Source organism: Marinibium conchae (assembly GCF_015595035.1).
GTDB lineage: Bacteria > Pseudomonadota > Gammaproteobacteria > Enterobacterales > Alteromonadaceae > Glaciecola.
Genome location: NZ_JADNRN010000003.1, coordinates 432964 through 458590, shown reverse-complemented (window position 1 = coordinate 458590; position 25627 = coordinate 432964). Strand labels below are relative to the sequence as shown.

The following is a 25627-nucleotide window of genomic DNA, read 5'->3' as shown; positions in this document are numbered from 1 at the left end:
ATTTTTTTATCACTAATGTCGCGTGCCGGCCTCAATGCTTCTTTATTATCTTACTCAGGTAGGTATCTCTTGGTGTAATGTGATAATGAATCAGCCATTGCTAAACTTAGCTCGATGATATACAACTTGTAGTAGTGACATTTCCGAAACTAAACAGAGTAAGCAGCTTGTAAATGCCGACAGAATCCAAACTTATCGATAACAGAATGTCTCCAATCGAAAGTTTTTTTATTAATGCTCGTTCATCGGGCGCGCTGTCGATCGTTAATTTTACAAGCTTTATCTACATCATCGTTTTAGGTCTTACATTCAAAGATCTCTATGCCTTTATGTCGCCCATGGTCAACATCGTTCAAGCTATTGGTGTTTTCATCATCGTGGTGAATGTGTTCGTTTATCATAAGACAAAGAATCAACCACAAGCTGCTGGGGTGCTGCTATTTTGCATGTTTGCCATTCACATGGTGAACGTAACCTATGCTGGTGGAATTGATACCGTCCACTACGCGTGGATCTTTATTTTTCCTGTACTCGCAGGCGGTACGATGGGCTGGCGTGGGCAAATATTCTTCTGGTTTGTCTGCATGTTGGGTACGGTTTTCTTTTACCTGTGGCCAGAAAATATGGCAACACTACCTTACGAAGGAGACATGGAATATACCTTAGCTACTCGGCTAATGTGCATCACTATTTTTAGCTTGATCATGCTAACCTATCATTTCACGCTGAGTGAAAAAATGCAGCATGTGCAAAAGGCGTTAAGGCTTGCTAGTTTTGAGGGGGATCTATTTTCTGGCGTATTTAACTCAAAAGCGCAGTCAGTATTGTTGGTGGATGAAAATGGCATTATTGAACGTGCCAATACTACAGCACATGATACCTTTGGTTTTGAGCGTGAAAAGCTAGTACAAACCAGTATTGATGATATCTGCGTAGGTGCAGACAACGTTTTCTCTTACGTCTACGCACGGGGCAATACCCAAGAGGTCGAAGTGCTCACGCATCATGGTAAGCCTATTTGGCTTGAGCATTCCTCGGTAAAAGTAGTCGACGAGAACGAAAAAGAACATACACTGTTCACTATGCAAGATATTTCAGAGCGTAAGCTCTTTGAGTCTGAACTGTCACACCTAGCTCATTTTGACCACCTTACAAAAATTCCTAACCGCTTGATGATTCAAGACCAGTTAAGCAAACTGATTGCCGAAAATCCTGATACGACTTTCGCGGTTGTGTTTATCGACCTCGATAAATTCAAAGACGTGAACGATATGCGTGGCCATGAAGCGGGCGATGCGGTTTTGCTTGAAGTGGCTAACCGGCTGCAGTCGAATATTAGAGAAGGTGATTTTATTGGTCGCTTTGGCGGCGATGAGTTCATTCTTCTTACAGAGCTGAACACGGCTAAAGAGGACATCATTCGCTTAGTTAAACGCATTCAAAATATTTTGAAATTGCCTATTTATCACGAGCAGGTCGAGAGTTACATCGGCTCAAGCGCTGGCATTGCGCAATACCCAGAGGACGGCAAGCAAGCCAATGACCTTATCCGTAAAGCCGATGCGGCAATGTATAGAGCTAAAGAAAATGATAAGGGCAACTTTACCTTCTATAGCTTAGAGCATGATGCTGATCTACAAAGAAAGCTACAAATTAGTACTGCACTTAATTACGCACTTGAGAAAAATGAGATAAGCCTAGTATTTCAGCCTATCTATGATGCCGACATGAATTTGTTAGGGGCGGAAGCTCTGGTGCGCTGGCATCACCCCGAGTTAGGTAAGGTTGGGCCCGACGAGTTTATTCCCATCAGTGAAGATAATGGTCAAATCATGGAACTGGGTTTGTGGGTGCTTGATAAAGCCTGTGAAGTGTTGAAAACCTGGGAAGAGGCAGGTCACAATGACTTGACCATGTCGGTGAATATTTCCTATAAACAAATTGTAGGAGTCAAACTGGCAGCACAAGTGAAAGAGGCGATATTACGCCATAAGGTTGATGGTCGAAGGCTCATATTAGAGCTTACCGAGCGCGTGATTGCCGAAGATCTCGATTTGGTTAATCAGAACTTAGCTTTATTTACTGAATTGGGTGTACGTTGCGCCGTAGATGATTTCGGCATTGCTTACTCAAGTTTGAATTATCTACAAAAAGTTGATTTCGATATATTAAAAATAGATAGAAGCTTTGTTGACGGGATTGTTGACGATATCGATTCGCTAAATTTGTGCACGGGTATTCTATCAATGGCGCATAGTTTGAATTTAGTCGTTACTGCTGAAGGCATCGAAACGAAGGAGCATTTTGATATTTTGAAAAACATCGGCGTCGACAAATACCAAGGTTACTTCTTATCAAAGCCGCTTAGCGAAGATGATTTTAAGCGGATTTGCTCCAACACCATTTGACATATTAGCTTACCTTAAACTTCTCGATCAGATTGGCCACTGTGTGGCTCATATTCACTATTTCGTCATTAATAGTGGCGTTCTTGTCGGCGACGGATAAGGTTCGCTCATTTGTTTCTTTGATAAGAGTGATACTATTTTTAATTTGACCTAGCGTTTGCTTTTGTTGGTCTGTGTCTTTGGCGATACTTCTTGCGCTCTCAAGATTGGTTAATATTGACAGTTTAATTTCTTCAAAGGTTTGTTCGGCCTGATGCACAGATTCTACATTTTCAATCGCCAATTGTTGGCCGTTTTGCATCACATTTAAGGTGTCAGAAGACTGATGTTGCAGCTTCTCAATAATTTCTTCAATTTGCCCCGTAGACACTTGGGTTCTTTGCGCTAGGGTTCTTACTTCGTCTGCCACAACCGCAAAGCCTCGACCTTGCTCTCCCGCCCTGGCTGCTTCAATTGCTGCATTTAATGCCAACAGGTTAGTTTGCTCGGCTATGCTGCGTATAACTTGAATCACAGTATCGATTGATTGTGAGTGCTTTTCTAGCATTTCGGTTTTGCAAGTTGAGTCACGCATGTTGTCGGCTAAGATTCTTATATTGCTGGTGGCTTTGTTTACCTTCTCAACGCCCTGCGTTGCCAAATTGCTCGTTTCGTGAGTGATTGAAGACGACGTAGCGGCCTTTTCTGCAACATCTATAGCAACATCGTCAAGGTCGGTTAGCGCTCGCAAAATTGACTTCACTTGATTGTCTAAGTCCATTACTTGGCTATTGAGCTGATTGACGTTCTCTTGGCTATTCTGAGCACTTTTATCTAGGGCCTGTGACACCGCCATTACTTCACTAATGATGGTCTGTACATTGGATATAAATAAGTTGATATTGTTTGCAAGTACCCCAAGCTCATCATTATTCTCAAAGCTGACCCGTTGGGTTAAATCACCATCACCCTCTGCGATATCTTTCACCCTTGCAGTAATAAGTTCAAGTGGGCTTATTACCATCCTTATGATGAAGAGATTGACGAACAACATGATGACAGCATCAAGAATAATGATTTGAATAATGCTGTTCAATATTGCACTGAGCATTGCTTCATTAATGGAGCGTTGACTGAAAGTGAGCTTAATTTTGCCTGTTGGATAGCTGTCGCTGAGGTCTTGAAAATTAATATCTGTGCTGAGTATCTTAAATACTTCGCCGCTGTAGCTTTGATCCCGAATCACCTTACCTTCTTCGTTCCAACTCAGCTTAAATAGCAACTCGTCGTCATTGTTAAAGGCTTGAACCTCGAATAAATCGTTAGTGCCAAGCTCAGCTTCGGCGATTTTTTCTGCCGCTGCAATATTGTAATTCCACAGTGCATTCGCTAGGGTGATTTGCAGTCTGGACGAAGTGCTCTGCGAGGCTTCATCTAACTCACTCTTGAGTGTTCGTTGCTCTAGGATGGTGGAGCCAATTTGAAATATAACCAAGGTCGCCGTTACCACCACGAAGGTAGTGATACTGAGTTTTCGTCTGAGGTTCATAGGGCAACTAACTCTTTAGTATTTTCATCGCTGAGTAAATCAACGACGAATAAATTAAGTCAATAAATCCGTTTTTGTGTCGATACTCTTTTTGGAAGGGACGTTTTGGAAGGGACGTTTGAGTAACTACGTTTTCATATCTACGGCTAACCAAAAAGGCGAAAAATGGCTTGTTATCCAAAAAAACCACATTTTCTTCAGTATTTTATCGTACTGCTATCGATATTCATGAGCTTTTTTTGTGCAAGTTTTGCGCAAGCAGAGAACATCGAAGTGGGCATATTAATGACTGCTGGGCCTCAAAAGTCAAGCTACCTCAAACATGCGCAAGACTTTGAAAAGATGAATCCCGGCATTACCCTTGAATTAAAATTCTATTCAGATGCCGAGTTTAAAAAGGCGCTTCCAAGCTGGTTGGCTAGGAAAGACGGGCCTAAGGTGTTGTCATGGCAGGGTGGGCGACGTTTATTTCAATTTGTGGAAAAAAACCAAATTACCGATTTAAGTGATTTCTGGGCTAAGCATGATCTTACCCAGGTGTTTAGCCAGAGCTCTCTGGGGGCAATAAAATTGGATGATAAGCCATACGGTGTTCCTATTTCTTATTACCAATGGGGTTTTTATTATCGCGCTTCCTTGTTTCAAGACTTAAGTTTGCAAGCACCAACTAACTGGGAAGAGTTTTTAGCTGTGTGCGAGGCACTTAAAAAAGCGGGCGTAAAACCAATTAGCATTGGTGCGAAGAATAAATGGACTTCTGCTGCTTGGTTTGATTACCTTAATTTGCGAATTAACGGTTTAGACTTCCATCAAAGGCTATTACAAGGTAACGAAAGCTTTAAAAGTGACAAAGTACGAAAAGTATTCGAGCACTGGAATGTACTATTGGAAAATGACTATTTTGTCGACAAATTCGACGACTGGGATTGGCAGCAAGCAATGCCATTTACCTATCACAAGATGGCGGGAATGACGCTAATCGGTAACTTCTTCGCTGGTGCTATGCCTGCAAAGCTGAAAGATGATTTTCGTTTTTTTCCCTTTCCTATTATCAATGCCGAACTAGAAATATATGAGGAGGCTCCCTTAGATATATTCATGGTACCAAGTTATGCGCGACTAACGCCTGGGATTGAGTCTTATTTACTGTCTCTGGCTTCAGTTGACTTTCAACAGAGCTACAATGAAAGTGCAGGTATGATATCTCCCAATGTGGATGCGAAACCAAGCTCCGATTACTTCATTGCTGAAGGTCAAGCTTTACTGCAGCGAGCAAAAGGGGTCTCTCAGTTTTTTGACCGCGATACCAACGCGGCCATGGCTGGCGCTGCAACAGCAATTTTCACCGACTATATGCGCCACCGAGATGTTGAGAGAGTTACCAGTGAGCTAGAGAGAGCGGGTCAGCAGCACCTTTAAGCTCTTTCGCAAGCATCGTAGGGGCTTAAGCTACGAATAACAGCTTGGCTCTCTGGGGCATTCTCCCCCGCGTGAGCAAATCAGTCTTGCTTCGGTTTCGATGCTACGCGCTACCCAGTTAATATTTAAGATCTTGGCGACACTCGATAGCTGGCTTTTCATTGCCTTAGGGATAGCCGACTCACCACCTGCGGAAACACATAGTTCCTTGAGCTCATTGGCAATTGTTTGCGCGTCTTTACCTTGGGCTTCAATTGCAGGATTTAGGTCGATGCCAGTGCACAGTACATGACTATTATCAGCTAAGTCCTTCACATTCGTCGATTCACATACATAGATACGGGGTTCGTCACCTACGTTTAAAATAGAAATTTGGGCACTGGTGCCCACAGCTGGCGTATTTATCATTCTAAATACAGCCCAATGCTGGCAAGGGTCGTCTACTTCCCGCATATTTCCCCATGGTAGTGGTATGCCGTTTCCGCGATAGACGGCTTTTAACTTACCTGGCGCATAAGCGTCGAAGTAATGCCAATGACGATATGAAGAGACCGCTGTCATTCGTCGCATTGCAACCGACGCAGACACCCCCAACGATTCGTGGGTAGATATTTCGTAGCCATGGCGATCGAGTAATTGTCGATAAGGTACTTTAGGGCAAAGCAATGCACCTGCGAAGAAACTAGACTCAAAATCGCGCCACGCATGTAAAATATCTTGGGCATTTAACGTGGATGATTGTGCCGCCACTCTGTTGTCGGCATTCAGCGTATTGTTATGATTCGTCCCTGTTAATAATACTGACTTAAGCCCGTCGCGGTTATGCAATACCGCATGACCGATGTGTACCGCCAAATCGTATTTCAAACGCATCGGAAACTTCTTCAAACGTTGATTGATGTAGATGGTCCCAGGAGAATCAAAAAAAGAGGTAACGATATTATTGGTAACACTGCCGATCTGTATTCTTTCTCGCGTTAACCCCAATTGTTTGGACAGGCTAGGTGGTGTTTTTGAGAACCACTTTATGTTTAAACCTTGTTGCTGCGCTATATGCAAGAGCTCTTCAATCGAAAGAGGCATTCTTTTATGACCGACCTCTTCGGCTGCCCTCTCTAAATCAGGGAAGTGATTTTGGTGGTGTTCTTGATGTGCACGAATAAGTAAGTGAGCAAACTGTCTGCCACTGGTGCCGGTTTGCGATAACATTTCCGGTATGGCAATTTGTAGGATCTCATTTGAAAACAAAAAGCTTGGCTCTAAAGCCATGCCGCTAATTCCGCCGCGACTACTTCCTTTCATTGGCGTGATAGCCTCATCTTCAGGTACATCGTCGAGGAACCAATCAACGTCCTTTTGAAATACGCTCGCAATCACCGTAAGCATGTCCGAACTCGGTACCCGTTTCCCTCTCTCTATCATGGAAAGATAGGATACAGATGGTGCAGTTTCGGCATTTACCCGAATGCATCGCGCCGATAAATCTTCCATTGTCAGGTTATTGCGCTTGCGCAGGTTTCTGATCTTCGTACCCATCATGTGGGATTTGCGCATCAAACTTTTTGTATTTTTCATATTTTACACTTTTGTTTTTTGTAAAATTTACAGTGTGTAATTTCTATTGTGAAATTCTAATGGTTTTTACTCTATGCTCTTACTCAAGCGATGTAAATAAAGAATCAATGAATACTCGCTATCACTTCGGTGAACATCGGTTCATGCAAGAACCACGAAAAATATTTAGCAATGAGGAAAACACCATGAATATGCCAGCTTTGAAACACAGTCAAATCCATCAGGGCTTTTACAACTTCATCAACGAAGATGTATTGCCAGCGTGCGGCATTGCGAGCAATGTCTTTTGGCATGAGGCAGAGAGCTTGATCAGTGATTACCTTACTGCGCCATCTGATTATATTGACATGAGTAGCCCAGAAACGATAAATAGCTTGGCTGCCAATTCACAAAAAGCAGCAATCACTAATAAAGGGCAACTTATTGCGCTTAATAATCAACGCTGGACGAGCCTTTTTGCATCAGATTTAGATTCAACTGCAAGTAAAAACTATCTTGATCAACACTTCGCATTAGAAACAGGCTCACACTCGCAGGTGAAAAATTATGTTGTTTACTATCACCATCTTTTAGCTTTTTTTGAGGATGGAAGCCAATCAGGCTTAGCAAATCCGAGCCAGTTCGTCGCTTTATGTGGTCACAAATGTGCGCCAGATTCATTGGTTTTTAAATACTTAACGCATGATCTGCATATAGAACTCATTTTCGACAGAAAAGGCGAAAATGGTAAAAATGACTGTGCCGGTATTCAAGATATTATGGTAGAAACCAACGATAGCATTGTTGCCGATTTCAGCGCAGTGCAGGTGGACGGTGACAGTAAAGTACAAACTTATCGCAACCTGCAGTTGTTTCTTCAAGGGCGCCTGGAAACGCACAAAATTGAAAATGGCAGACAGCGCACAAAGCGAATGAGAACAGAAATAAGCTTTACTGACGTAAATGGCGAGGACTATAGCATTTCGCAGCGCTCTCCTATGCAAATTCAATGTGCTCAAGAGGGTTTAGAGACAGATTTATTAAAATGTAACTCTGGTGAGTTTGCACCGCAAATGATGCTTGATGCAATTGTGGCGACTCTACTGTTGCACACCTATAGCAACGAGGCTCAAGCTTCAATTACTAGCCCAATCATTTTGTCACAGGGAAGCTTAACAGCAAAAGCCTTAGACAGACTAAACGCTATTTGTCGATGCTAATAAAATGCGCCGCACTCGCTTTGTATAGCTAGTTGCGGCGTTTCACGTCTTTGCGCTGTATTGATCTGTATAGCGACTGCTAGATCTCGTGACCACCATAGGAAGAAGCGAGGTCATCAAGTTCTGAGCAAGTGTAGTCAAACACCCCAGCCTCATATTCGTAGCTAACGGCCACCGAATGAGAGGACTTAAACAGCTTTACTTTTACATCCGCCTTCGACCAATGCTTTAATTCGTTCAAAAAGCGATTTGCTAATGGTGCGCTTTCAAATTGATAGCGAATTTCATTTACCATTGTCTTTCCTATTCAGAGTGTCTTGATGAATCAGCAAGCGCTTTGTCAATACTAAGTGTGGTGTGCCCAGTATCTTGGCAAGAAATTAGTCGCAGAAGAGTAAATAGTCAAGTTAATAGTAGAGTTAACAGCCAAGTTAATAGTCACACAGGCAAGTTGTCGTAAATAAACCAGACATAAAAAAACGACCAAGTGTTTAGCTTGGCCGTTTTATAGTAGAACTTGAGCTACTGGAGTAGTTTATTCGTAGCTATAGCGCATCGTTACGCCGCTATATGCTGAATAACCTCTAATACCAATGTGGAAAGTACCACTATTTACGTTATTGAAGGTACAAGTTTCGCCATTACCATTTTGATAAGGACGGCAATCGTAACTATTCGTTTCAGGTTGTGAACCGAACTTCATGTAAAGGTCAGCATCACCACTACCACCAGAAATACTTACTGTAAGCGTTTCGATGCCACTAGGAACATTCCACGTATAACGTCGCCAAGCGTTTCTTGCGCCTGATAGATTAGTCAATTGACCAGAGAACGGTTCAACACCACCGCCGCCACCGCCAGAACCGCCGCCGTTACCATCACAGCCATTAGCGTTCAGATAATCGTAAGCATCACGCGCTTGAACAATACCGTGGCCGTAAAGGTTATCTCTACCTGCTGAACCTTTGTCTTTTGCAGTGATGTTCAAAGCTGCACGAATTTGCTCATTAGAACAGCTAGGGAAGAAGCTCCATACAAGCGCTGCTGCACCGGCAACATGCGGTGTAGCCATTGATGTTCCGCTAATAGTGTTGTAAGTGTTGGTTGGCCATGTAGAGCGAACTGCAGAGCCTGGGCCTGCGATCTCAACTTGACTGTTGTACTGTGAATACGATGCTCTGCGCTCTGATGAGTCAACAGCAGCAACTGATATTACTGAGTCGTAAGATGCAGGATAAGACAGTGACGTATTACCGCTGTTACCAGCCGCCGCTACAAGCATGATGCCATCATCTACAAAGCTCTGCATTGCATTTCGTTCGGCCGTTGAAGAACCGCCGCCACCTAAGCTCATATTAACAACGTTAGAGCCAGCATCTTTACATTGCTGAATAGCTGCAATGATGTCTGAAGAGAATGTCCATTGACCATTGTCATCGAAAATTTTCACTACATGAATATCAACACCTGGATATACACCAACAACACCTTCGTTGTTTGCAAGTGCTGATATAGTTCCGGCAACGTGAGTACCGTGACCGTTACCATCATTAAACCAGTTACCTACACGGCTGTTGTTAGCATTACCTGTTACGCCGTTATTTTGGTCACCAAGATCAGGGTGGCCAAGATTGAAACCCGTATCGATAACACACACTCTTCTAGCAGACTGGTCGTTTTGTGATAAAAGATTACCTTGAACCATTGGAATACCATATGGCGTTGTTTCTGCCATTAGTCTACGACGATGGTCAACTGAGATACTCGCAACGTTAGGATCTTTACGTAGTTTGTTAAGCACGCTTTTCGACATTGACGCAGAAACCATGCCTTTCTTAACGATAGACTTATGTGGTTTTGCGCCCGCTCTTTGTAACATGCTGAATGCATTGCCTTGCATTAGCTTACCGTTCTTCATCATCGGCGCAGGAGTTGTTTTACCGAAAGACGACGACTTACCAAAAGAAAAGCTATTTTGAGAACTAAGCGTTGTTGGATCAGTGTTTTCTTTAAACGTAACGATGTAGCGCTCTGGAATCTCTTGTTGAATAGCAAAGTCATCAAATAAATCAAAAGTAACGAAATCTCTTCGTGCGTTTGACGATTTGGTAGCAAACTTATATGGGTTTTTCGCTTTAACTTCTACGGGGCCTTTGTTGGTTGCGGCTGATACGCTCATGGCAACCATTGAAATGGCCATGGCACCTATGCTGAGTGCTACATTCTGACGTAGTTTAGACATGTGTGTTCCTAATTTTATCTTGTTGTTTAAAAGGTACTTCTTATTATTTTTTACTTCTCGGTCTTTGTGCCGAGATAAACTACCCTATTCCTAAAAACTGCTGATTTCAAAGCATTATTTTTTTAAAACTGGTTGACCAGAATCTAAACTATGTCGCTTTTTGCATACATATTCACAAGCTTAATGGAAATATATAAATAAAACATAAGCTTATAAAAGCACATAAGTGTATATAAATATTTACAAGCATAATAAAAAATCTAATTTTAATATGAACTTTTTTGTTGATTTTTATTTTTTGTGGCTATTTTTCTATACTTTGGTCTTAAATTGAACAGCATCGAATTTTTTTCATTAAAATCATGGTATTAGTATTTGTAAAAAAGTTGTTATATTTTTCGATTTGGTGTTGAATATGCAACCAGGTATAGCGTTAGTCGCCAGAAAAAGTCTATCTTGCTCAAATATTGAACTATTTCCACAGATTGAGTCTAATTCCTAATAAATTACGTACAGAATTAAAGTATAACGAAATATACGTCGTTTAGTCTTATTTACTAACACTTGGTTTCAGTTGTAATGGCTTGGTAAGAGTCAGCATTGTAAACTTAGCGAGGGCACTATGAACGCACAACATCAAAACAGCCACGAGAACACAAGGCCGACAATAGGATCCAACCTATTTGTGTTGCTAGGGTTCGTCATATTTATTACAGGAGTATTTGGGCTGGCTTATTCTGTTCTGGCTAGCTTGCTACTTCCTTTCCGAATTGAGTTTTTGGCAATCGCTTTGTGTGGCCTCTTGGCAGCCTACATAGGCAGAAAGGCGTTGAGAAAGGGCAATCGCTTGGCAGAAGTGTCAACTATCTAGAAACTGTTGAACAGTATTCACAAAAAAGCCCGTGTTACTTTGCAAGTGCTCAAGTTAATGAGCCTGCTCCACTAAGTAGCACGGGCTTTTGTTTTTCTACACTACTCTGTTTCAGCAGGCTCGATAACTTCAAGTAACTCTACGTCAAACACAAGCGTTGCATTTGGCGTGATTTTACCAGTGGCTCGCTCACCGTAGGCTAAGTTTGACGGAATGTGGAAACGGTATTTCGCACCTTCTTTCATCAATTGTACACCTTCTGTCCAGCCAGCAATTACTCTGTTCAACGGGAAGGTTGCGGGTTCGCCACGACTATAAGATGAGTCAAACTCGGTACCGTCCAGTAAAGTTCCTTTGTAATGAACCTTAACAGTGCTGCTTGCAGAAGCAGGGCTTGCGCCTGTTCCTTCAGTTAACACTTCGTATTGTAGGCCAGACTCAGTGGTCACAACGCCTTCTCTTAGAGCATTTTCAGCAAGGTAGGCTTCGCCTTCAGCGATGTTAGACGCGGCTGCCGCGTTGGCTGCTTCCGTCTGTTTTGCTTGCAAGACCATATCTGCGGCACGAGTATAGCTTTGCAATTCAGCATTTGTGAAAGCGGTTTGATCAACCAAACCGTCATTGAAACCCGCTTTAAGAGCTGCTTCATCGTATTCAATACCCAATTCTTTTTGTTGGTCTAAACGGTTTTTAGCGAATAGCCCCATAGATGCACCTAGTGCGTATGAGTGCTGTTGGCTTTCAGTTGTGTACTGATTATCTGCAACTGCAGCTTCTGGGGCCGCTTCACTTGCTGCAGGTGGAGTTACCTCATTAGTAACTTCTTTTGCGTCTTCTTTTTGACATGCTGACAGTGCAAGTGTTGATAACACTGCAAGGGCTAAAGTAGCCTTCTTCATTCCATTTCTCCATTGATCGCATTAATTGATTATTTCTGTTCCCTATCTATAGTAAACTTGTGACATTAAAAGAGAAAGCCCCATTTCAATGAATAAAACTGTCTTTTTGCTATTTTGTGGAATTTTTGCGTTGCTTCTTACTGGGTGTTCCATTCCAGAGACAGAGCCTGCGTCGAAAACATCAACGACTGAGTCGGGTGTTTACGATGCAGATATAAGTCATGCTGGTGATTTTGCAGTAATCTCTCGTGTTAATGCTGATATTGCCGTTTGGTCCTTGATTGATAATAAGCAATTGTTTAGCTGGCGCCATCAGGAAGAAGGTCGCAATATTGTCGATAATATTCATATTTCTGCTGATGACGCATTTGTGGTAACCGCTGACGACGAAAACTTCGCCCTATGGAGCATAGATAGCGGCGACCCTGAAGGTTTTTGGCGCATTGATGAGTCAAGCATTCGTGACATTGCAATAAGCAATCGAGGTGAGGGCATTTTAATCGCGAAAGCGAATGGTAAGGTAATGTACTTTGAGCATCGGAGCGGCAGAAGTATAGAGTTTCTCGGGCATGAGGAAAAAGTGAATACAGTAGATATTTCACCCAACGGCAAGTTTGCATTAAGTGGTGGAAATGATTATCGCGCCTATTTGTGGAGCACGGAAACCGGCCAAGTCATACATGTGTTCGAGCATGCAAATCGAGTAACTAAAGTCGCGATAGATGATCAAGGCCGATATTTGTTCACCTCAGATAGTCAGGATGACAGTCAGATTTGGGATGCTCAAAGCGGAAAAGCCATCAGTCAGTTACATTTTATTGAGCGCCAATGGGTATTCACGACAGCAAAATTTTCAAAAGATGGTAAGTATCTTTTGACTGGCTCGCCTGCAAAGCGCTTGGCCTTATGGGATATTAATACAGGAAGAACCGTCGAAGAATGGCGAGTAGCGCCGTCTGCCGGCCCTGCGCCTCAGTCGGCAGTTGTATATGGTGTCGGTTTTAAACCGAGCGAAAATAAAATCATCTCTGTTTCGAGCAGTGGTAATGTGGAGTTGTGGAATGTCGAGTGAACAGTTGGCTAAAATTGAAGAAATGCAATCAGCAATAGAGCAGTTAGAATATAAAGTGGCTTTTCAAGAAGACAGCATAGAACAATTGAACAGTATTATCATCAAACAACAAAATTTGGTTGATAGGCACGACGAGCTTATTCAAGCCTTAATGGAGAAACTAAAAACGATGCAGTCAGGTAGCTCTCAAATAAATCAAGAACATGAGTTACCTCCTCATTATTAATGCGCCGAGATTAAAGCATCGCACACAAACTTAGTTAACTACGCAGTCCATCCATAATTGATTGAGCTTTTGCTCTTCAATCTTAATCGACCTTTTAACAGCAAATTCTTGTCTTATTTTGGATGTTTCACCGGTTTTATCTAGTTCATCTATGGCCATTTGCAGTTTTTCCACAATCTGTGTGGGTGCTTCTTTATTGAAAGCAACATAATTGCCGTTAAGAAAACGCTTGTCGATTCGCATTACAGGCTCAATGTCATCCATGCTCAGATTTGCTTCCTTCAGTTGCACTTCGATACTCATCGGGGAGCCTATAATCAAATCAACACGCCCTGCAGCAAAGGGCTTCAATTCGCCGTACTTTTTGTCATATAGCACCAGATTTTCAGCTTCATCGAAGTCTAAGCTGCGATGAAGTCTCGCATAGGCCTTGTCGGCCGAGTTACCAAGGCGATAACGTCGCACATCATCAATGGTGTTAATAACAATGTCTTGGCGTTTGGCCAACTTGAATAAGCAATTTTGGGCTGATACTAGAGGGCCGGCCCATTGAAATTGCTCTTCTCTTGGCTCTGTTCTTGAGATGGAAAAGATGGCCGAATGTGGATTGTCTAATGTGCGTTTAAAAGCGCGATTCCAAGGCAATAAAATAAATTCACAGCGAATGCCAGCGCGTTTACAAGCAGATTCTAAAAGTTTGGAGTTGATACCGCTAACACCATCAGGCCCCATGAAATTATAGGGTGGGAATTCCTCAGTATGGATGGTTAGCACAAATTCCTCTTGCCCGACTACACCCGGTTGCACACTTTCAGCTACCTTGGCTTGGCTAATAAAGCCAAGCTGGCCACATATAATACATAGCAATAGTGCGCGACAAAATCCGGACAAAAGAGCCTCCTAATACAATGCGTCGACCCCTACTATATGCCTACTTCAACGCTCTTGCAAAATTAGGGTTTGAATACGCCAATGACGTTTTCGTCGGGTCTTGTTGCAGAGGCGACTTTAGGCTCTGCTTGCGTTTCGTTGTAGTCACATTTAGTGCAAGCTAGTTTCTCTACGTTGTTCTCGAAGTAAAGCATGATGCTATCGAGACTTTTACATTCAGGACAGGTTGCGCCTGCAATAAAGCGCTTTTTCGATTTGTTGGTCATGATTCTCAACTGTGACGACGATGATTAATGCTTAATTGTACGTATATACCTAAATTAGGGTACACAAAAAGTGAAATTCTTCAATTGTGACAACAAAGATGGCTTTGCCTAGGGCGTTGTAGCTCATGGTTTGCTATTCTATGCTCAGACTTAAACCGTAATATTACAGGCTTTGTTAACTTTTTCATGATTCAACTACAAAACATGTCTTTGCAGCGCGGTGTAAAAGAACTCATTACACAAGCAAATATAGAAATCTTCCCCGGCCATAAAGTCGCTGTGATAGGAAAAAATGGCTGTGGGAAATCGACACTCTTTGCTTTGCTTCGAAATGAAATTCAAGCCGATACTGGCGACTGCCTTGTGCCTAAAGCTTGGCGAATTGTATCAGTAGCACAAGAAACGCCGGGTACCGACCGCCTTGCAATCGACTATGTGATTGACGGTGACAAGCAATTAAGAAAACTAGAAGCTGATTTAGCCAAAGCGGAGCACGCGCATGATGGCGAGAAAATGGGAAGTCTGCACGACCAACTTGCCCAAATTGGTGCCTATGACGTTAGTGCTCGTGCAGCGACGATTTTGTCAGGATTGGGCTTTTCAAATGAGCAACTTAGGCTACCAGTGAGCAGCTTCTCTGGTGGTTGGCGTATGCGTTTGAATTTGGCCCAAGCCCTATTATGTGATTCCGATTTGTTATTGTTAGATGAGCCGACCAACCATTTAGACCTTGATGCTGTTATTTGGCTCGAAAGCTGGATACAACGCTATAAAGGTACTTTACTTCTCATTTCCCACGACAAATCGTTTATCGATGCCTGCGTGAATAATATCGTGAGTTTTGAGCGGCAAAACTTAGTGTATTACAGCGGTAATTATTCCAGTTATGAAAAACAGCGTGCAGAAAGACTGCGTTTGCAAGCGAGTGAATTTGAAAAGCAGGAAAAGAAGAAAGCCCATTTAAATTCATTTATAACGCGGTTTAAAGCAAAAGCCAGTAAGGCTAAACAGGCACAAAGCAGAATAAAGCAGCTCGAAAGAATGCAAGATGTGTTGCCGGTGCTGCAAGACTCTGAGTTTCAATTTTCCTTTAAAACCCCCGACAAGTTGCCTAATCCTTTAGTGCGAATGGAAGCTGTGCAAGTAGGCTATAGCGAAAAGAAAATCCTCGAGAAAGTAAAAATGAATTTAGTACCAGGCAGTCGCCTAGGCTTACTTGGTAAAAACGGGGCAGGTAAATCAACTTTTATAAAGCTGCTGGCTGGCGAGTTATTGCCTCTAACCGGTGAGTATGAGACGTCGGCAGGCTTAACTATTGGTTACTTTGCGCAGCATCAGGTTGAATTGCTACATTTACAGAGTTCGGCCTACGATCATGTTTTTCGCCTAGACAAATCCCAAAGCGAGCAACAAATACGTGACTATCTTGGTGGCTTTGGTTTTCATGGTGATGAGGCGCTCAAGGCCGTTGCACCCATGTCGGGTGGTGAAAAGGCACGTTTAGTGCTCGCCCTCGTTGTATTTCAGAAACCCAATTTATTGCTCTTAGATGAGCCAACTAACCACCTCGATATGGAAATGCGCCAAGCCCTTACTTTTGCATTACAGGCTTTTGAAGGCGCGATGGTCTTGGTATCGCACGACCGTTACTTATTGTCATCGGTTTGCGACGACTTTTATCTTGTTGATGCCGGTGAAGTCAGCCCTTTTAACGGCGACTTAGACGATTACCGCAAATGGTTGTTTAGCTCACAGCCCAGTAATAGCGCACAGGCTTCAAACGACAACAACTCGCTTATTCAGCCTTCAGCGAAAGCTATTAAGCAGCATTCAGATATAGATAAAAAGGCGCGTAAGCGTCTTGAAGCTGAGTTTCGCAAAAGTATGAAGCCAATTAAAGATGAAATAAGCAAGCAAGAAAAAAGAATGGATGTCGCGTCGGCGGCGTTAGCCAAGTTAGAAGAAGCATTGCTTGATACAAGCTTATATAGCGCTGAGAAAAAAGCCGAATTAACGCAAGTGCTTTCCGAACAAGCGCAGCATAAAAGTAACTTAGAAGAGGCTGAAATGCTTTGGTTAGATGCACAGGAGCAACTAGAGCAAGCACATATAAAGTTTGAAGGCGAACTTGAGGGCGGTGTGTAGTGGCGCCCAATCCGATATTGTGTTCACAAACATTTTGGGACTTCTCCCTATCAATTTATGGCGACAAAGAAGTGCAAATGATTTTGCTTCATCTGCAAGATAAATATCAGTGTAATGTGAACATGCTACTTTTCATGATTTACCTCACACGCTTGCAAATTTCCTTAAATCACCAACAATGCAAATTGCTCATTGAGGGCTTGCACGCATCCGAAAAGGAGCTAAGTGAATTTAGAGAACAACGACGCGCAGCCAAGCTAGGCAGTCAACATGATGCATCACTCCTGGCAACTTATGAGGGCTTATTAAGTGATGAGTTAGTGCTAGAAAAAAAACAGCAGGCGCTACTAGTCAATCTTTGTCAGAGCTTGTTGATGAATGATCAAGATGCGAGTGAAAGCAGTAAAGAATTAATTAGTAATCTATTGGTTTATGTTACTTGTATTCAAAGCAGCGGCAATGTCGCGATACCTAGCAATTTGATAAGGGAATTAGAGCAACATGTTTAAAAGTGAGTTTGGAAAAGTGGTGAAATCGGCATTCTGTGCGCCGTCATGGGCTACCAATCCACACTTACAAACCATATGGCCACGTTATATGGTGTCGAAGCCAAAAATCACTGTCGCTAATGAAAGGATAGCAACACCCGACAAGGATTTTATTGATATAGCATGGAGCATTCCTCGTAACGATGGTTTTCAGGCCTCGTTTGCTGATGAAAAACTCAATGCGAAAGGGGTCGTGGTGATTTTTCATGGTCTCGAGGGCTCCGTGAATTCGCACTACGCAAAGCACCTAATACATAAACTAAGCAACGATGGCTATATTGTTGCTCTTATGCACTTTCGTGGTTGTAGTCACGAGCAAAATTTAACCGCTCGTGCTTATCACTCTGGGGAAACCGACGACCCTAAACAGGTACTTGAGTTGGTAAAAGCGCGCTACCCTTTACTCCCCATTTTTGCAGTAGGCTATTCGCTGGGTGGCAACATGCTATTAAAACTTCTTAGTGAAGTTAAAAATCAGCAGATTATAAAAGCCGCCGTTGCGGTTTCAGCTCCGCTTTTACTAGCGGAATGTTCATTGCGCATGCAGCTAGGCTTTTCTCGTCTTTATCAACATTATTTGCTGGCAAGTATGAAGAATAACTTGCTGGAAAAAATGAAGAAGATAGATATGAAACCACTGCTTTCCATAAGTAAAAAAGAGGTCAAGCAGCTTGCCTCTTTCCGCGACTTTGACCAAAAAATAACAGCGCCGTTGCACGGTTTCGAATCTGCCGATGACTACTACGCAAAGTCTAGCGCTTTTAACATGCTCAAAAATATCAATACGCGGACTTTGATTTTACATGCTAAAGACGACCCTTTTATGACTGAAGCCGTAGTGCCTAGCAGTAAGGATTTATCGCCTAGCGTTGCCTATGAACTCAGTGAAAAAGGTGGGCATGTTGGTTTTCTTTATGGTTCGCTATGGTCGCCAAAGCTATGGCTACAACAGCGCATATCAGCCTTCTTCAGTGAACAATTACGTTTTGCCTATGCGCAAATGGATGATACAGCGTGTGATAACGCTCTTCAGCTTGAAACCGCCTCAGCAAAGGGGCAGGTGACTAGCGAAAGGTCTCGAGCATGATTATTCCCCATTCCTCGATTGACAGTGACACCCTCTATGCCTTAGTTGAGAGCTTCGTGCTACGAGAAGGTACCGACTATGGCGAAGTTGAAGTTAGTCTTGAACAAAAAGTCGCCGAGGTTATTCAGCAGCTTGAACGCGGCACGGTATTGATAGAATATTCAGAGGAGCACGAAAGTGTGAATATTATTGAAAAGCCTTAGGTGGCAAACTATATAAAAATAGTATCTGTATTGTGCGCAGTCGATAAGCGACTACTTCTGATATATGCCGCAAAAAACGGTCTAAAAAGCATGTTTACTAATAAAATAAAAAAGCCCCAATGGTATAAGCGTTGGGGCTTTGTGCTATTGAAACTTTTATCTAAAAGTTTTCGCTCACAACAACAGCTTCTGATGTGTTGCTCTTATATGGTGAGCTTGGATTGTTATCTGGGTCCAAGTCCGTGCCTGGCGCATAACCCTCAAAGTCATCAGAGAAGACCACACTGGTCCCTTCGGCATCAGAATAGATTGCAAGATCATCTATTCTAAATACGGCTGTATCCGCTAAAACGCCAGAGTTGCTGCCAAATCTAAATGAAATATGCGTTACCCCACCAACTGGATCAGCGCCCACAGGAGTGAAAGGCTCAGAAATGGCTTGCCCATCAACGAATACATTAAGAATAGGTAATTGACCTGTTGATGTGTCTCCATCAGGATATTCCCAAGTGATCACAACAGTATGGAAAGTGTCGGGAGACACTGCCGCTAAATCAGTGTTTATCTCTGTTGCTGGGTACCTAATCGCAAACGAATCATCTTTTACTCTTAGGTCTAGAATCGAACCTGCATTATTCGTACTTTCGTTGAATAAGCTAATAAATGCATCTGCATTTCCCAACACATCGTCGGTGCGACTGAATACGACTTCTAGTTTTCCAGAAGCTTGCGCACTTGGCAATTCATATCTTAATTCACCGGTATCGTCAGCGACCGTATCAGATATAGCAACAAATTGAACAAGCTCAAGCTCTTTGTGCGCGGCAACACTGGCGACAGTCGCTTCTGAAGTATTATTTGTATATATCGAAGACGCATTGTTGTCTGGATCTAAATTAGCACCAACAGCATAACTTTCGAAATCATCTTCAAGTACCGACGTATTTCCTTCTATATCGCTGAATATCTTGAGGTCATCAATGATAAACATTGCAGAATCAGTAAGCACGCCAGAGTTGCTGCCAAATCTAAACGAAACATGTGTGACACCGCCAATTGGATCGGCTCCAATAGGTTGAAATGATGCTAAAACAAGAACGTCGTCTATAAATAAATTTAGCGTCGGTAATTGACCTGTTGACGTATCGCCATCAGGATATTCCCAAGTGATTACCGCAGTTTGATATTCACCGGGAACAACACTAGCCAAGGCTGTATCTAAATCTTGAGCTGGGTATCTAACACCGAAAGAATTATCCCTAATACGTAAATCGAGTATTGAGCCAGCATTGTTAGTACTTTCATTAAACAGCGTGATGAAAGCATCGGTGCTACCTACCGCATCATCTGTACGCGTAAATGTCACTTCTACACGGCCTTGTGTTTGCGCTTCTGGAAGTTTGTATCTAAGTTCACCTGTATCAGAGTCTAAGGTGTCCATAATGACCGCAACTTGTGTGGTTGGTTCACCTTCTTCGATGGGCTCATTTGGCACTTCACCATGTGTAGTATTTAAACGATAAAAGGTAACAATGTCGCCGTCACCAGCAACACCGGTGTTGTTTTGTGAATACGTTCCAGCTTTGAAATACATCCATTCATCAGAACGGTTGTAACCACTATTAAGGCTGACCATATCAATCGTTGTTTCACCTATAATTTCGCCATCTTGGTCACCGCTGCGCACCACAACCGTAATGAACTCACCTTCATTAATAATTTCATACGAAAACAATTCATTTAGAGCAATTCCAACATTCGGGTTGGTACAGTCTTCATCACCTAAGATATTAAAATCGATATCATTGGCGCCACGAATTTCATGCGCTACATATATGCAGCCTAATTCGTCGCCCGGATTTTTACGATAATATAAACGTGCTGGTTCGTCATCATCAGCATGTATTTGGCCAATAATTGTGCGACCAACCTGCAAACCTTCACCTGTTGTCGTTACTTGATTTACGCGTAGTGTTGCGCTTAGCTTACCGTTAGCTCCGCCCCAAGCGCCACCATTAGTAGGTTGGTAGCCAAGAGCCCAATTGTTTGGTGTAACACCTTGTGTTGCAATATTCGTGTTGCCTCGGCGCAACATTTCTCTTAGTTCAGAACGACTATATGCCGTGTTCTCACTCGTTTTCGCACCGTCGACGCGGTTGACGAAACGCATACCACCATCGGTGTGAGTGAAAAAGAATTTTCGTGATTCATCTGAAATTTGATCCCAATCGTTTTCGCCAAAACGCTGTGAAAACCCATCGTCGTCAAATGCAGGCGTGTCGATAACCCAACCTTGTAAATCAAAGTTTTCCCAAGGTTCCTTGTCTGCATCAAGGCCAAAATCTATTTGCTCTTTTGGTTCGTCAATTTGGCAGTTAATATCATCACATTCGATGCTAATATCATCAAATATTACTTCGTTACTATTCGGCTTTTTCTCTAATACGATGCGAATTTGACCACTTTCACCAGAATTGTATCTGATTACTGCGCGTTCCCAGTCATTGCCGGTGCGTTTTGTACGTCTAATTGTGGGCGAGTCGCCGGTTATTCTCAAACGACCGTCACCACGAATGAAGGCTTGGATCTTATACTGAGAATTCGGCACGGCATCTACAATTTGAAAAACTCGATGTCCAGAATCTTCTGTTATTAAGACTGAGCTAGCGCCAGAATATGCAATGTCAGACATACTAATGCCAGCACCAGAGCTATCTACAACGGTCCAACCATCAAGCCCACTTTCAAAGCTAGCGTTTTCAATAGTGGTAGCAAATGCGTTATTAGAAAAAAATAGGGAGGAACTACAAAGGACGGTAAGCGCCTTCAGTGAAGTTTTAAACATGACACAACCTTGTGTTTAATTATTATATTTTGAGAACAGGATGTTAGTTCACTTAAAACCAAAAGTAAATAATTGGTAATAGCATAATTAATATTTTGGCAATAACAATTGGTAGGTGTGAATGATGGGTTTGTATTGTGTGTTAGTTTGGCATATAAAATATTTTTAAAGATACACAGCTCTATAGTTAAAAAAAGAGGCCTCAAGATAGAGGCCTTTCAAAGAATGCAAATATTCAGTTACGTTGGAAGGATATGAAAATACTCCCCAAAGAAAATCACTATTTCAATGGCAATCAGAATGATAATAATCCATTCAAGAAAGGATGAATGCTTGTGATTTTGTTCCGCTGCCAACATATCAAATAAGTCTTGAATTGTTTGTAGCTTGAGATTCAAGATTTCAATGCGCTGACTTAACTCCAAGTATTTCCCCAAGCTCAAATAATAATGTTCGAGCGAAGGGAAGTCCCAGAAAAATTCTGGCGTATCAAGTAAATTGTAGTGTAACACAATGTCTGTTTTCGCTTGAAATAGCTGCCCTCTTAACTTCGCTAAATGCTTACGGTTTAATGTAATTTTGCCGCTTTTCGCCAACATATCAATTAGATGCTGATTGCTCGCGATCGTATTTTCCGCAATCTCCTCATAATGTTGCAACTTCGCCGATTGCGCAAAGGCATGACTTAAGGCCAATAAAGTATTGGTCTGAAAATTCTGTAAGTACAAAGTATCATTTGATGCTAGAAGTTGCTCCGCCTGCTCATTGACCTTGGTAAATTCGTAAGTATCGACTTGGTCATCGTGTAACTGTGATGCCAGCTCTTTAAGCTCACCAATATATTGTGCTGCTTTCTCTGGGTTTACGCCCCACATAACAACAACGCCATAATCAAAGATGAATATCTGCCCTTTTGGCATTTCGATATGTAGCGCATCACGATACTGTTCAGTGATATACCTTGTCGCAAACTGCTTTTGCGCACTCTTTAAATTGATATGATCTGCGAAGTCAATGACTTCAACACTCTTATTAAAGAAACTCATTCGTCGCCTCCATTATGCTGCTTTGTACTTGTTTTTAATGACAAGGCAGGTTCTTAATTTACGCTTTCCAAACACTGAAAACTTAGTGAAGTCTTCTTTCAGAATGGGAACATGTTGGTAATCTATTTCACTCGATTGAAATAACTGCTCTTCGGACTTTGTTAATAATTGGGCTTGAACGACGCCTTCAACGCTGGCATCAGGATCATGCAAATACAGAAAGGTATCATCGATATGCGTGATCGCTACCCAATGAGGCGCTTTCTTTCCATCAAACTGGTAAGTGCTAATCAAGCAAATAACAGCATGACCTTCAGCCAAGTCATTTTCTATATTATTTATTGATGAATCATAATAGTGAATACTCACACCTTGCTCTGTAGCGCGTTCAAAAAATTGTTTCTCAACTAACTGCATTATCGATTTCTTGTGTTCACTGCGAACGCCTTCAACGAATAGATCGCCCGCTTGACTGAGATACACTTGTGCATCGAAACCACAAGATTTCGCCGCCAATGCCAAACCCACAGGGTGACAACCACCATGACCTGAAGTCATAAATACTGTTGTTGCTTGCCGCCAAATATCAATTTCTTGGGGAGCAGACATCTGGAAGTCAGCATTTAGCTTATGCATTGCCATCATCAAGGCAGCAGGCCCACAGGTGAACTCGGTCGACTGCTGATACCACGGGTATGCAGGCAGTTTCTGTACCGCCAAGCTCTGCTTGATTGGCTTTTGTAAACGCAAGGCATTAGTGCCATCAGCATAGTATTTTTGATACACACCAAACTGCTTGTAACCAAGATGTTGATACATTTTAATCGCGGCAAGGTTGTTTTCTGCGACTTCTAAACGCATAAACAGACGTTGCTGGCTTACGGCTAAACGCTCTAACTCAAGCAACAGACCTTGTGCAATCCCCAATCCGCGATATTCGCTTTCGAGGGCGAGCGAGTACAAACGAGCAGAACGTGTTCCATTGCGCAAAATAACCAAGCCATACCCACAGATTTGCTCATCTTTAATCGCGACCACGCAAATCCCGTTGGCAGCCAGAATCCAGTGCTTAAAACGACGTTTTGACAGTCGGTCTGTTTGAAAGCAGTGATTTTCAATGCGCACTAAAGTAGGCAGATCATCTAGCTGCGCTAGGCGATATGTAAGGTTCACTTAGCGCCCCCTCGCTTCCAAACGGTTGGCGAATTCTTGCATGATGATCATGTAAAGCTCTTTGCCTAAGTACTTATCTTCGACTTTCGATTCGATGCTCGGGTTGTCATTCACTTCAATTACATACACTTTGCCGTTGGCCTGCTTAATATCAACGCCATATAAGCCTTTACCAATAATGCCGCTAGCTTTGATCGCTGCATCTAACACCGATTTTGGCACCTCAAAAGTGGGCAATGTTTCAAAACCACCTGAGCTATTCTTGCTCGATGCATGGTTGTAAATTTGCCAATGTCCTCTTGCCATAAAATAACGACAAGCATAAATAGGCTTTCCATTTAACACACCGATGCGCCAGTCAAACTCAGTGAAAACGTATTCTTGCACTAAGACCAAAGCAGATTGATGAAGTAATTCAACGAGCCTAGCTTTTAGCTCCACCTCATCTTTCACCTTGAATACACCCAGTGAAAAAGAACTTTCAGGAAGTTTAAGTACCATAGGAAAGCCAAACTCTTGCGCTAAAGACGCAATCGTTTCATCGCTTGAGTCGTATGCAAATCCACTCTTCGGTACTGGCACTTTGTGATAGCTAAATGCGTCTTGTAAAAACACTTTGTTACAGCATTTTAGAATGCTGTTTGCATCATCAATAACCACAAGACCTTCTCGCTCAGCTTTTCTTGCTAAGTGGTAAGTAGGGTGATTGATCGCGGTCGTTTCACGAATGAACAAAGCATCGAAATGCGTAATGCTCGCTGCTTGACTACTATCGATTAGTTGCGCGTTAATACCCACTTTCTTCGCGGCTTGCACGAAGTGCTTCAGTGCTTTTTTATCACTGGGTGGTGTTGCTTCGTTTTCGTTGCACAAAATAGCCATATCCCAGCGCGCGGATTTTTTAGAGAAGCGTTTCACCCAGTTCTTTTGTAAGTATTCTTGCAGCGCTTTGCCAACAAATGCCTGCCCCTGAGAAATGATCTCATCCCAGTTGCCTAGTTTTACTTTTACGCTGGTTGCATTGACCTGCTTGCTCACACTGATCTGCAGATAGGGCGCAGGAAAGCGATCAAATACGTATTTGGCCACACCTTGCATTGCTTCGTCACTTGCCGTTCCGAATACTAAATCGCATACAGCACTATCCTTAACGCTATCACTCAGCGCTTTTGGCAGTGTTAAGCTAGCAACTTCTAAGGACTGTTCAGCGCTCTCGATAATTAAATCATTGATCGTGTTCACGCTAGGTAGCACCCTGTGATGGCGTGCCTCAGCCAATAAGGAACAGTAATATCCCTTACTCAAATACTTGTTTGTATTGCATAGGTTAATAACGCGGGTTTTCCTCTCGCTGAGTTTTGGGTAGTCAGCAAGGTAACGCTCGAAGTCTAGAACGGTAGCGTCTAATTCAAGTACAGGGAAATCGCTTAAGCTGTCAACAACAATCAAAGTTGTAATCATTTTTTGGGGTCCAGTGTCACAAAATAAAGCATGGTTAATTCGCGCGAAATATAGGCTTTATCTGCTCATTAGCAAGACCCACTGACGGTTTTTTGAACGAAATAAATTGTTCTTCAAGAACAGATTATTTCGTTAGCGTATTGGAAAATTGAGCCTACACTTCGACGAACCTAACCAACCACTTTTTTGAGGTGTTTTAATGAAAATGATTACCCTAGTGTCAGGCGCATTGTTTGCAGGTTTATTGTCTTTCGCCGTTAGTGCTGAAGACCGTCCTGAAGCAGATATAGAACTGATCCAAGAGTTTGTTGAATATTGTACCGAAGTCGCAGAAGACGATGGTACGGACGATTTATCTTTATCTGAGTTCTTGCTTGTGTGCGTAAATCAGGAGCTTGAATCAGAAGGTTACAAGCCAATCAAAAAGCTGCCTGAATAAGCGTTGTAAACAGTCATTTGCAGCATTGCCTGGCGGCCAATGCTGCAAATTGAGAATAAGACTCTTGTGTAAATTAACTCTGCC

21 protein-coding genes are annotated in these 25627 nt (G+C 42.5%); 10 read left to right on the top strand and 11 right to left on the bottom strand.

Going from position 1 to position 25627, the window contains the following annotated elements; translation table 11 throughout:
* Positions 1-173: 173 nt before the first annotated feature.
* On the top strand, positions 174-2408 hold the full coding sequence (locus ISG33_RS13420; RefSeq protein WP_195734116.1) for a putative bifunctional diguanylate cyclase/phosphodiesterase: 2235 nt from the start codon (positions 174-176) through the stop codon (positions 2406-2408).
* Between the two features lie 4 nt (positions 2409-2412).
* Here the strand turns inward: ISG33_RS13420 and ISG33_RS13415 are convergent, their stop codons facing one another.
* A complete protein-coding gene (locus ISG33_RS13415) occupies positions 2413-3936 on the bottom strand; it encodes a methyl-accepting chemotaxis protein (RefSeq protein WP_195734115.1) in 1524 nt (507 codons plus the stop codon).
* Between the two features lie 165 nt (positions 3937-4101).
* Between ISG33_RS13415 and ISG33_RS13410 the strand changes: the two genes are divergently transcribed.
* Positions 4102-5355: an ABC transporter substrate-binding protein gene (locus tag ISG33_RS13410; RefSeq protein ID WP_229333596.1), complete on the top strand. Its 1254-nt coding sequence runs from the start codon at positions 4102-4104 to the stop codon at positions 5353-5355.
* Positions 5356-5385: 30 nt separating this feature from the next.
* Here the strand turns inward: ISG33_RS13410 and ISG33_RS13405 are convergent, their stop codons facing one another.
* Entirely contained in the window at positions 5386-6930 is a 1545-nt protein-coding gene (locus ISG33_RS13405) for a DUF3612 domain-containing protein (protein ID WP_195734114.1), read from the bottom strand.
* Between the two features lie 107 nt (positions 6931-7037).
* Between ISG33_RS13405 and ISG33_RS13400 the strand changes: the two genes are divergently transcribed.
* Complete coding sequence (locus ISG33_RS13400; RefSeq protein WP_229333595.1) at positions 7038-8129, top strand: aldolase/citrate lyase/malate synthase family protein; 1092 nt, start codon at positions 7038-7040, stop codon at positions 8127-8129.
* Between the two features lie 79 nt (positions 8130-8208).
* Here ISG33_RS13400 and ISG33_RS13395 read toward each other — a convergent pair whose 3' ends face one another.
* The 3 genes from ISG33_RS13395 to bamJ form a co-directional block, all read right to left on the bottom strand.
* Positions 8209-8424, bottom strand: coding sequence for a hypothetical protein (locus ISG33_RS13395; RefSeq protein WP_195734113.1), 216 nt, complete (start codon positions 8422-8424; stop codon positions 8209-8211).
* 240 nt (positions 8425-8664) lie between these two features.
* Complete coding sequence (locus ISG33_RS13390) at positions 8665-10371, bottom strand: S8 family serine peptidase (RefSeq protein ID WP_195734112.1); 1707 nt, start codon at positions 10369-10371, stop codon at positions 8665-8667.
* Positions 10372-11343: 972 nt separating this feature from the next.
* A complete protein-coding gene (gene bamJ / locus ISG33_RS13385) occupies positions 11344-12141 on the bottom strand; it encodes a BamJ family beta-barrel-assembly machinery protein (protein WP_195734111.1) in 798 nt (265 codons plus the stop codon).
* 88 nt (positions 12142-12229) lie between these two features.
* Between bamJ and ISG33_RS13380 the strand changes: the two genes are divergently transcribed.
* Positions 12230-13213, top strand: a complete 984-nt coding sequence (locus tag ISG33_RS13380; RefSeq protein ID WP_195734110.1) for a WD40 repeat domain-containing protein — start codon at positions 12230-12232, stop codon at positions 13211-13213.
* On the top strand, positions 13203-13439 hold the full coding sequence (locus tag ISG33_RS13375) for a SlyX family protein (RefSeq protein ID WP_229333594.1): 237 nt from the start codon (positions 13203-13205) through the stop codon (positions 13437-13439). Before ISG33_RS13380 ends, ISG33_RS13375 begins: the two co-directional genes overlap by 11 nt.
* A gap of 30 nt (positions 13440-13469) precedes the next feature.
* Here ISG33_RS13375 and ISG33_RS13370 read toward each other — a convergent pair whose 3' ends face one another.
* Positions 13470-14330: a substrate-binding periplasmic protein gene (locus ISG33_RS13370; RefSeq protein WP_195734108.1), complete on the bottom strand. Its 861-nt coding sequence runs from the start codon at positions 14328-14330 to the stop codon at positions 13470-13472.
* A 62-nt stretch (positions 14331-14392) separates the two neighbouring features.
* Positions 14393-14596, bottom strand: a complete 204-nt coding sequence (locus ISG33_RS13365; RefSeq protein WP_195734107.1) for a YheV family putative zinc ribbon protein — start codon at positions 14594-14596, stop codon at positions 14393-14395.
* Between the two features lie 186 nt (positions 14597-14782).
* Here ISG33_RS13365 and ISG33_RS13360 point away from each other — a divergent pair, with 186 nt between their 5' ends.
* Genes ISG33_RS13360 through ISG33_RS13345 form a run of 4 tightly spaced genes read left to right on the top strand, consistent with a single transcriptional unit; the run spans position 14783 to position 18579 of the window.
* Complete coding sequence (locus ISG33_RS13360; protein ID WP_195734106.1) at positions 14783-16741, top strand: ATP-binding cassette domain-containing protein; 1959 nt, start codon at positions 14783-14785, stop codon at positions 16739-16741.
* Complete coding sequence (locus ISG33_RS13355) at positions 16741-17250, top strand: TIGR02444 family protein (RefSeq protein ID WP_195734105.1); 510 nt, start codon at positions 16741-16743, stop codon at positions 17248-17250. Before ISG33_RS13360 ends, ISG33_RS13355 begins: the two co-directional genes overlap by 1 nt.
* Entirely contained in the window at positions 17243-18376 is a 1134-nt protein-coding gene (locus ISG33_RS13350) for a hydrolase (protein WP_195734104.1), read from the top strand. The genes ISG33_RS13355 and ISG33_RS13350 overlap by 8 nt, the downstream gene beginning before the upstream one ends.
* The gene (locus tag ISG33_RS13345; RefSeq protein ID WP_195734103.1) at positions 18373-18579 is read left to right on the top strand and encodes a YheU family protein; all 207 of its coding nucleotides are present in this window, start codon (positions 18373-18375) and stop codon (positions 18577-18579) included. Before ISG33_RS13350 ends, ISG33_RS13345 begins: the two co-directional genes overlap by 4 nt.
* A gap of 160 nt (positions 18580-18739) precedes the next feature.
* On the opposite strand, the gene ISG33_RS13340 is transcribed toward ISG33_RS13345, so the two are convergent.
* The 4 genes from ISG33_RS13340 to ISG33_RS13325 form a co-directional block, all read right to left on the bottom strand.
* Entirely contained in the window at positions 18740-21424 is a 2685-nt protein-coding gene (locus ISG33_RS13340) for a polysaccharide lyase family 7 protein (protein WP_195734102.1), read from the bottom strand.
* A 239-nt stretch (positions 21425-21663) separates the two neighbouring features.
* Positions 21664-22470 carry an RMD1 family protein gene (locus tag ISG33_RS13335; protein ID WP_195734101.1) on the bottom strand — a complete coding sequence of 269 codons (807 nt, stop codon included), beginning with the start codon at positions 22468-22470 and terminating at the stop codon, positions 21664-21666.
* A gap of 12 nt (positions 22471-22482) precedes the next feature.
* Positions 22483-23643, bottom strand: a complete 1161-nt coding sequence (locus ISG33_RS13330; protein ID WP_195734100.1) for a GNAT family N-acetyltransferase/peptidase C39 family protein — start codon at positions 23641-23643, stop codon at positions 22483-22485.
* On the bottom strand, positions 23644-25104 hold the full coding sequence (locus ISG33_RS13325; protein ID WP_195734099.1) for a RimK family ATP-grasp domain-containing protein: 1461 nt from the start codon (positions 25102-25104) through the stop codon (positions 23644-23646).
* A 199-nt stretch (positions 25105-25303) separates the two neighbouring features.
* Between ISG33_RS13325 and ISG33_RS13320 the strand changes: the two genes are divergently transcribed.
* Entirely contained in the window at positions 25304-25543 is a 240-nt protein-coding gene (locus ISG33_RS13320; protein WP_370545326.1) for a hypothetical protein, read from the top strand.
* The last annotated feature ends 84 nt before the right edge of the window (positions 25544-25627 follow it).